Source organism: Candidatus Desulfolinea nitratireducens (assembly GCF_982879505.1).
On sequence record NZ_CEYOSI010000172.1, the window covers coordinates 1 to 7,759 of the forward strand.

The 7,759-nt window shown below is 49.2% G+C and carries 9 protein-coding genes; 3 read left to right on the plus strand and 6 right to left on the minus strand.

The window, feature by feature from the left end; all coding sequences use genetic code 11:
* Window positions 1-851: hypothetical protein (locus AC3DOM_RS13475; protein ID WP_487919565.1), on the plus strand; the 851-nt coding region annotated here is incomplete at its 5' end.
* A gap of 281 nt (window positions 852-1,132) precedes the next feature.
* On the opposite strand, the gene AC3DOM_RS13480 is transcribed toward AC3DOM_RS13475, so the two are convergent.
* Window positions 1,133-3,040 carry an IS1634 family transposase gene (locus AC3DOM_RS13480; RefSeq protein ID WP_487919566.1) on the minus strand — a complete coding sequence of 636 codons (1,908 nt, stop codon included), beginning with the start codon at window positions 3,038-3,040 and terminating at the stop codon, window positions 1,133-1,135.
* A gap of 195 nt (window positions 3,041-3,235) precedes the next feature.
* Window positions 3,236-3,973 carry an LLM class flavin-dependent oxidoreductase gene (locus tag AC3DOM_RS13485; protein ID WP_487919567.1) on the minus strand — a complete coding sequence of 246 codons (738 nt, stop codon included), beginning with the start codon at window positions 3,971-3,973 and terminating at the stop codon, window positions 3,236-3,238.
* Window positions 3,974-4,362: 389 nt separating this feature from the next.
* On the opposite strand from AC3DOM_RS13485, the gene AC3DOM_RS13490 reads away from it, so the two are divergent.
* Together AC3DOM_RS13490 and AC3DOM_RS13495 are read left to right on the plus strand one after the other, a co-directional pair.
* Window positions 4,363-4,584, plus strand: coding sequence for a hypothetical protein (locus AC3DOM_RS13490; RefSeq protein WP_487919568.1), 222 nt, complete (start codon window positions 4,363-4,365; stop codon window positions 4,582-4,584).
* Window positions 4,562-5,254: a hypothetical protein gene (locus AC3DOM_RS13495; protein WP_487919569.1), complete on the plus strand. Its 693-nt coding sequence runs from the start codon at window positions 4,562-4,564 to the stop codon at window positions 5,252-5,254. Before AC3DOM_RS13490 ends, AC3DOM_RS13495 begins: the two co-directional genes overlap by 23 nt.
* Window positions 5,255-5,351: 97 nt before the next feature.
* On the opposite strand, the gene AC3DOM_RS13500 is transcribed toward AC3DOM_RS13495, so the two are convergent.
* From AC3DOM_RS13500 to AC3DOM_RS13515, 4 genes are all read right to left on the minus strand, one after another.
* Window positions 5,352-6,347 carry a ligand-binding sensor domain-containing protein gene (locus tag AC3DOM_RS13500; RefSeq protein ID WP_487919570.1) on the minus strand — a complete coding sequence of 332 codons (996 nt, stop codon included), beginning with the start codon at window positions 6,345-6,347 and terminating at the stop codon, window positions 5,352-5,354.
* Window positions 6,348-6,671: 324 nt separating this feature from the next.
* Window positions 6,672-6,968 carry a hypothetical protein gene (locus AC3DOM_RS13505; RefSeq protein WP_487919571.1) on the minus strand — a complete coding sequence of 99 codons (297 nt, stop codon included), beginning with the start codon at window positions 6,966-6,968 and terminating at the stop codon, window positions 6,672-6,674.
* Window positions 6,965-7,324 carry a hypothetical protein gene (locus AC3DOM_RS13510; protein WP_487919572.1) on the minus strand — a complete coding sequence of 120 codons (360 nt, stop codon included), beginning with the start codon at window positions 7,322-7,324 and terminating at the stop codon, window positions 6,965-6,967. The genes AC3DOM_RS13505 and AC3DOM_RS13510 overlap by 4 nt, the downstream gene beginning before the upstream one ends.
* A 68-nt stretch (window positions 7,325-7,392) precedes the next feature.
* On the minus strand, window positions 7,393-7,689 hold the full coding sequence (locus AC3DOM_RS13515; protein WP_487919573.1) for a PH domain-containing protein: 297 nt from the start codon (window positions 7,687-7,689) through the stop codon (window positions 7,393-7,395).
* Between the last annotated feature and the right edge of the window lie 70 nt (window positions 7,690-7,759).

Sequence of the window (7,759 nt, forward strand, 5' to 3'; positions counted from 1 at the left end):
TGCTTGGTTTGGTCATCAATCCATATTTCCCCGAAAATCTACTCTTTATCTATCGCCATATCACACCAAAATTATTTGATATGGCTGCCGTCCCAGTTGGGAATGAATGGTCGCCCTACAGAACAGCTACCCTGCTAGAAAACTCCGGTTTTGCGCTGCTCATCTTCGCATCCGGGATTGTGGCATTGGGGTTGAAATCAAAAAAGATGAATGTAGCCACTGCGACCAGTCTTTTTCTCACGCTCACGTTTAGTTTTATGCTCTTTGAGGCGCGGCGCTTCATTGAATATGCCCCGCCCTTTATGTTGATTTTTGCCGCATTTGCCTGGCAGCCTGTGCTGGAAGAGATTCGGCAGAATGAGCAGGAGAAATCAAAGAGATCGCCAGTTATGCGCCTGGCTCCAATTTTTGTTCTTGTCTTATTTATGCCCTTAGCGTGGGGTGCTATGGTCGGCGCGCGGAAACAACTTCAGGAAAGCGGTAGACCGTACCAACGTTATCAAGGGGCATCCGCCTGGTTGGTGGCAAACACGCCTGAAGACAGTCGCGTTTTCCAAACAGATTGGGATGATTTCCCGCAACTTTTCTTCCACAATCATCATAATACCTATACCATCGGGCTGGATCCTACTTATATGGAGATCTATGACCCGGCACTCTACGCTGAGTGGGTCGCCATCACGCGCGGAAAGATGGCTGAGATCGGAGAAAAGATCAAGAACGATTTTAGCGGCGATTATGTCATCACTGGACTTTCACAAACCCGCTTCATAAAAAAGGTTGAAGGCGATGAGAACCTGGAGCTTGTATATGAAGACGGTTATGCAAAGATTTATAAAGTGTTGCCCTGACAGTAAAATATTCCTCTTTCAAACCTGCTTCGCTCCCCCTATTCTCTAGGTAAACTCCCCCACATGAAATCTACTGCTATCGCCTTTCCTGATATTGCTTTGGCTAAGCCTGTTTTTCGCACCTTACCAAGTGAATAGAGAGGCAAAAACAGGCCAACATCCCCGAAAAAGTCAGGAATGGCCGCCCCAAAGGGGCAAGGACCCGGCAAGCGGGGTAAGTTTGTTATCCAGTTGACTGGGTATTTATGAGCAGGCGCGATAATGCCTGGGACCCCCGAAGTTTAGCTGTGGCTTGTTGGCAAGCGTAACGGCGGCGGCAAGGATAGCGTCAACCCGGGAGTGGGTGAAACATCTTCCACGAGCGTTTCGAGGGCGGCAGCGACCAACTGCAGGATGGCAAAACATTCTGGTGAGATGGGCGTCAATCGTCGCATGAGACTGCCATCGATGAAGTGGGTTTCGATGAGGGTCAAGTTTTGAAGTTGTTGGATGATTTGGCGGGTGGTTAGCTGGAGACCCTGTTGGCGGGTTTGACGCTCCAGAATGCTGTAAGCCAAGAGCGCTACCATATTGAGCATCAGCATGGCTGCAATACGGCGGTCTTTGTGCAAATAGATGGGCGTGACTTTCAAGTCGCTCTTGCTAATAAGAAACCGCTTTTCGCCCCCATCTTTCTCCCGATAGAGGCGGAAGATCTCTTGGTGAGAAAGGCTCCAGTCGTTGGTGACTAGCAGGTAGCGGCCATCTAAACGCTCTTCCTGTGCGAGCAGGCTTTTGTTGATTTGCCAGGTTATGTTGACTTGACCGGTGGGGGTTTGATAGACGGTGGTATCCATCAAGTGGCCAGTTTTCGATGCTCGTAGACGGGCGTTCACTCGCCTTTTGATCGCCTTGATGGTGCGTAAGCGGGGTTGCCCAATGTCGTTGCGGACCTGAGCCAGTTCTTTGTCCAGTTCCTGAAGTTGGGTCTTTCGGGCTAGGCGGAATTGATCTCGCAGGGGTCCAGACACAACAACCAATCCTTTGTGGGTGACCGTGTGTCCTTCGTGAGTGAATGTGACTGTGCATCCCCGCCCCCAGTATCGAGGATCTGGCTCAGGCACAATCGGACAGGCTTCGAATTGCTCGTCATTCCAGGTTTTCAGCAAGGCGCGATGTTCTTTTTGATGGGCTTTCAATCCGGTCAGATGGCGCAAGCCAACCCGATCATAAGTCACAGCGATTTCGGCATTCATCATAGCCCGGTCCCCGACAACCAAGGTCTGATCCAAATCCTGTCCGTGGTCTTTCAGCCACTGAGCCAAGTTCTGCATATTGCTCTGCACGGTGGCTTGGTCAGCCGTGCGGCCTGACCACAGACGGTAGAGACCGGGCAGATTGCCGTCAGCCAGCGTGTTCAAGCTCAACTTGAATTTACGTTTGTCATTGGGTGTATTGTGAGCGAAGCCAAAATCGATCAGTTTGCTGTCTGCATAGCGACCATGCACCGCAAAAGCCGTCAAGTCGTAGAAAATGACTGACAAATCTACATCTGCCTTGCGCAGCGCCACGGTCACAATCTCAATCCAGATGGCTTCCAGATGAGGTTCTAACGCATCCAGGGTACGCTCCAGCCGATCATCGTTGAACTTGGCGGCTGGCACGCCAAGTGCCGCAGTCAATACCGTCTGCCCCACCCAGTCCGCCACTCGGTAAAGCGGCAGAGGGAAGGTCAGTCGATTGATGACCAGCACCAAGGAAACGGCACCATGATCGACATCGCCCTGCGTAGGACAGTAGCGATTGATGATCCGACGCACTTCCAAAGTCTCCAGCAAGGCGTACAGCACCGGTATTGCGCCTATTTGGTAACGGTGTTGGCGAACTGTCAGATGCTCCACCACCCAGGCTATTGGCAGCATGCCCTTCAAAGCCAGTTTCGCCAACATAGCTGTCTGTTTGGCTTGCCTATAGCTTTTCTGCCAGGCACGATACCGCCGCAGCGCCCATTTTTTCCATCTTCTTCTGCGCACTCGCCAGGGAAATAGCGCCCCATCTTCCTCATGATGCGTCACGATGCCCGGCAACAACGTCGACAGGGTCTGGGTTTCTATCCCAGCGAATGGCGACAGCAGCGCAATAATTAATACCGCCAGCCAGATAATCCAGATTTTAATTCGCGTTCGGGTGAGTTTCGTGGCAAAATTCATAGGAAGATGCTCTGCAAAGTTGGTTTTGAATTACCTTAACTTTGCCACAAAAGGAGCATCTTCGCTATTGTTTCTCTCTATTCAGTTTGTAAGGTGCGAAATATAGGCTAAGTAATCACAAGCGACAACAATATATGGTGCGAGCGAGGTTGATTGTGCCAGCATATTAGGAAACTAATCAGCCATTTTACACTCTCATGTATATGCAATATCACTCAGATAAATCACTGCGGCAGATAGAATAATCATTCCTGCCCCAGCAAGCTGAATCCCCACAAGCCTCTCACCCAGAAAGAGCATTGCCAGCACACTGACCATGATCGGCGTCATCATCGACATAAGGGTCATATAAGATGCAGTTGAAACACTCAAGGTGCGGTAGAGATAAATCCATGTTAAAGCGAGCAGGATACCGCTCAGAATAGGTGGTCCACCAGGCCTATTCGGGCGCGGAACCATAACAGCCTCCTCCAAGGTATAGAATTCACCCGAGAAATCTGATGGCTGATCACTTTGCAGCAAACGCGTGACCACTTCCAGACCTTCTTCCATGCGGCGGAAACGACCGTCTAAATCCAGCAGTGGAAAGCCGAAATTTTCATGCTCACGGTCTTGCCAGCCTGCACCCAGGCCGAGTGTCAAACGTCCATTGGAAAGGTCATCTATGGCGCTTGCCATACGCGCGGTATGTACAGGATGGCGGAAAGAGAATGGTGTTACCAATGGGCCAAATTCGATGCGTTTGGTATTGCCGGCTAGCCAGGTGAAGGAAACCCATAGATCCAGAGAGTCGATATCCGGCGGATTGCTATTGGTGAAATGGTCTGAACGATATAAACCAGCAAAGCCCAAATCTTCCACGAGCTGCACAATCTTTTTCCAGCGCGGCCAGTTCAGTCCGTTCTGGCCTTCGATCATGATGGCGATATCCATTGTTGGGTTTCCTCTCCATTTTTGGTGGTAAATGTATAGTTTTTACGGGTCGATCTCTGCACGCCGCTCCAACTGCACGCGGAAATTCTACCATGAGCGCGCCTGTCATTCCGAACTCGAAGACTGGTACAAGCGAGGCGTAGATTATCACACTCTGGAACGAAGCCCACCCCGAAGACCCGATTGACAGTTAAGCAAGTTCATTGGGGAGATCAAGCGGCAATACTTCAATATTAAACCGCTTGACTTACGCAAACAAGCCTCGCTGCCAAATACTTCCTTGGCGATGCTCTAGGCTCTGTGCGTCAATTAACTCACCCCGCTGGCGACGTAACCCTCACCCAAAACTACGCACCTTATGGTGAAATCATTTCAGGTATAATGACCCTATGTACCACCGCCATCTTACCCACCAGGAATTTACGCTGGCTGCCATTGATGACGTCATTGCTCGCGGCAAGCGCCAGGACTGGGCAGAGTTGCGTCAGGCAGTCCTAAAAGACAAGAATATGATAGATAAGGTTCTTAAGGTTTGTCGCGCTCATTTATCAGACCCTTACGCGCAGCGTTATCATTTCTGGAAAGAATATGTCGAACGACAACTTGCCTGAGTGGGAGCAGGTTCTCTCCTCTGCGGCTCACTTGCAACGAATTCTGCCTGAATCTGTTCTCGTTGGTGGCACAGCCGCATCTGTATATGCTACTCATCGTCTGTCTGTGGATGCCGATCATATTTTGACCGATCTGCGACAACGCTTTGATGATGTGCTGGCTGAATTAGAGTCGGTCGCAGGGTGGAAAACTGCTCGCGTCAAACGTCCAGTCCTGATCCTTGGTAGCTTGGATGGAATCGAAACCGGGGTGCGACAATTGATTCGAGATGAACCCCTGGAAACTACAGAGATCAAACATTTGGGGGGGAAAATTTCTGTCCCAACAGAGGGCGAAATACTTCGCATCAAGGGAGTATTAATTCTTAAGCGTAACGCAACTCGAGACTATCTTGATTTTGTAGCCCTGGCTGACCATATTGGCACAGAGAAAATGATTGAGGCTTTGCGTTCATTTGATCATTTATATCCTCAACCAAATGAAGAGTCAGCTTTGCAACAATTGCAGATTCAATTGTCACAGCCACTACCTTTCGATCTCGAAGAACTCAATCTGGATGAGTATAAAAATTTAGCAAAACGCTGGCGCAACTGGCAGAAGGTCAAAGTAGCATGCATTGATGCTGCCACCCTGATTTTTGATCGCATTGTAGGGATAAGCAACGAGTAAGCATTTACTTTACCTTTGTGAATTTGAGTTTACAACGGTCTTGGAGACCCCCACCAGCTACATAACTGGTCCGTATATTAGCTTTAACACCAAATATCTACCGCCCAACACTAACCCCAAATGGTGTCGCTACCCACACAGCCCCATCCGGGGCAATCGCGATCGCGCGGATATAATTATCAGCCAGGCCATCCAATTTTGTGATGGTAGTGATTTGCCCGTTTTGCATTAGAACCAATCCAGCATCTGTGCCGATCCAGACACGATTATCAGCATAGACAGCCAGAGAGAGAATCCGATCACTGGGTAAGCCACTGATGGTTGTGTAACATTTTGGGTCGTCAAAGCTAAAGTTACGAACTGCTTCTGGTGGCAAGAACATTAATCCATCCAAAGCCCCCACCCACAAACCACCCTCCGGGGCCAGGGCAAAGGATGTGATTGTATTACTGATAACCCCATCCGTCATCCTTCTCACTTCCCATTGATCATCACCCGTATCAAGAGTATTTGATTCGGACAGACGCCAGATCCCACCCCGGCCGCTATTCGCCCGCACCGTGCCCTCAGGCGTGACCCCGAACCAGATCCCGGCCGATCCCAGATCTATTATCGCGCTGACAATATCGCCGGCCATCCGTTGACGGGTTGGTAAATAGTTTTGCAGGAGATCATCCGCTTTATTCGGGGTCTTCTTGTCATCTAAACTTGCAGCGCCATTTCCAAATGCCCAATCAGAGCCTGCACCAACGATCCCGGCCCAAATCCTTTCACCCTCATCAATGGATAGCACCTGAATATATCCGACAGGCAAGTCCTCTGCTTCGGTAAAATGCGTCCACGTATCGCCATCAAAGCGGGATATCCCCAGATCACTGCCAAACCAGGCCGTACCCCTTGGATCTACAGCCACAGACATGGTCAGGTTGCTCAATAAGCCATCCTGATCGGTGAATGTTGCCCAATCAACCCCGTCATAATAGGACACTCCCCTCCCTGTGCCGATCCATACCCCCCCCGCAGGGTCAATCCCCAATGATGTGACACTATCAGCGGGTAAGCCATCCTTCTGATTATATGATTGCCAGCTCATTGATGGCATATCCTGCATTTCCAATCTCCCCAAACTTTCAGGCTTGCAGGGCATCTGCGTTGATAGAGGAACGGATCTTGATCCGCAAGCAGTTAACAGAAAGCAAGCAGAAATAAAAAAATAATTTTGGATTTTGATCTTCTGGGAACTTGGGTTTTTCATATCTACCAATAAAATCTTCTTGAAACTATATTAGACTGCTAGCAAAAGCCCCTTTTTGACACTGCTCTAGCCGCCGTCCTTTGCTATAGCATCCTTTAGGGCGGCGGCGGGGACGGCGCCGGGAGCACTTATGCAAGAGGTCTATTCTTTAAAATTCCTTATTTATCTTACATTCTCCCTCTTCACCAGCTTTTCCAACCGTACCAGAAGCCTGATCAACCTGCTATTGGTCATCTTGCCCAAAGTATTGACAAATTCATCCCTGTGCGCCAGCTCTTCCGCTGTAAAGCTCTCTTTCAAGATCTCATTCTTGAATTCCTGGGAATCACGATCTTCAGGAACCTCCCAGGATTTCAGTGGCTCAGTGGCAATTTGTTGGGCCTCGCCTAAATGAAAGTGCTCATTAACAACTGTTCCCATCCCTTTGGTCGAGATGGGCCAGGTCGCATCCACGATCATCCCCCCTCTGGCAATTCAAGGATCAGATAATTATGCACATCCACAAAGCGGCCATCTGACTGTTTGAGCAATGTTCGCAGTTTACCAAAGGTTTTCTTCGGATCGATAGTTTCCACGGCTGTGCAGGCGATCAAACGGGAGACATACCCCAGTTCAGCAAATAGTGCTTTAAGCAGATAATGTTTCCCTGAACAGGTCCCGCGCCACTCCTCTATTATTATTTCTGGTTCGCGGGAGCTGGCCCTGGTATAGGGGATATCCCGTACCAGCTGAAAGGCTCTCTCTAGATCAATTTCATCACCCCTTTTGAGAAGCCCTTTTTCAATCGCCTTCGACTGCATTATTTCAAGCAGCATAATTAATCACTTATATCTTTGGGCATAATGATTAATATGGCCAAGCACCAACAAAGAGGCCTCCACCATTATTCTTCCTGTCCCTGATAGTAGCGGATCGCATCCTTGATCTCTTGCGCACCACCTTTCATCAGTCCATTGATGAAGATCGGCTGTGAACCCCCCGTGGTCTCGACGGTGATATCAGCAAAAAAGATCCCTGAGTTCAATTTAACCGAAGCGATCTTGCCATAAGAGATGATCTCCTCATCTGAACCAAAGATACGGCGTTTGACAAAGTGGATTCCATCCTCTGCAACGGTGACTTCGTCTGGGAAAAGAAAATTGCCGGAGGTCAATCTGCTTGAAGCATAGCGTTTGTTCATTTTTTTAATCCTCATTTTGTATCTTCTCAATAAATAGGGGTAAGCAAAAAGGAGGGAGACCTTTTAATTT

What these genes read in the sequence shown, in the direction of transcription:
- AC3DOM_RS13515 (WP_487919573.1), bottom strand. Translation starts at nt 7,689, where the DNA reads ATGAACAAACGCTATGCTTCAAGCAGATTGACCTCCGGCAATTTTCTT.
- AC3DOM_RS13510 (WP_487919572.1), bottom strand. Translation starts at nt 7,324, where the DNA reads ATGCTGCTTGAAATAATGCAGTCGAAGGCGATTGAAAAAGGGCTTCTC.
- AC3DOM_RS13500 (WP_487919570.1), bottom strand. Translation starts at nt 6,347, where the DNA reads ATGAGCTGGCAATCATATAATCAGAAGGATGGCTTACCCGCTGATAGT.
- AC3DOM_RS13490 (WP_487919568.1), top strand. Translation starts at nt 4,363, where the DNA reads ATGTACCACCGCCATCTTACCCACCAGGAATTTACGCTGGCTGCCATT.
- AC3DOM_RS13485 (WP_487919567.1), bottom strand. Translation starts at nt 3,973, where the DNA reads ATGGATATCGCCATCATGATCGAAGGCCAGAACGGACTGAACTGGCCG.
- AC3DOM_RS13505 (WP_487919571.1), bottom strand. Translation starts at nt 6,968, where the DNA reads ATGATCGTGGATGCGACCTGGCCCATCTCGACCAAAGGGATGGGAACA.
- AC3DOM_RS13495 (WP_487919569.1), top strand. Translation starts at nt 4,562, where the DNA reads ATGTCGAACGACAACTTGCCTGAGTGGGAGCAGGTTCTCTCCTCTGCG.
- AC3DOM_RS13480 (WP_487919566.1), bottom strand. Translation starts at nt 3,040, where the DNA reads ATGAATTTTGCCACGAAACTCACCCGAACGCGAATTAAAATCTGGATT.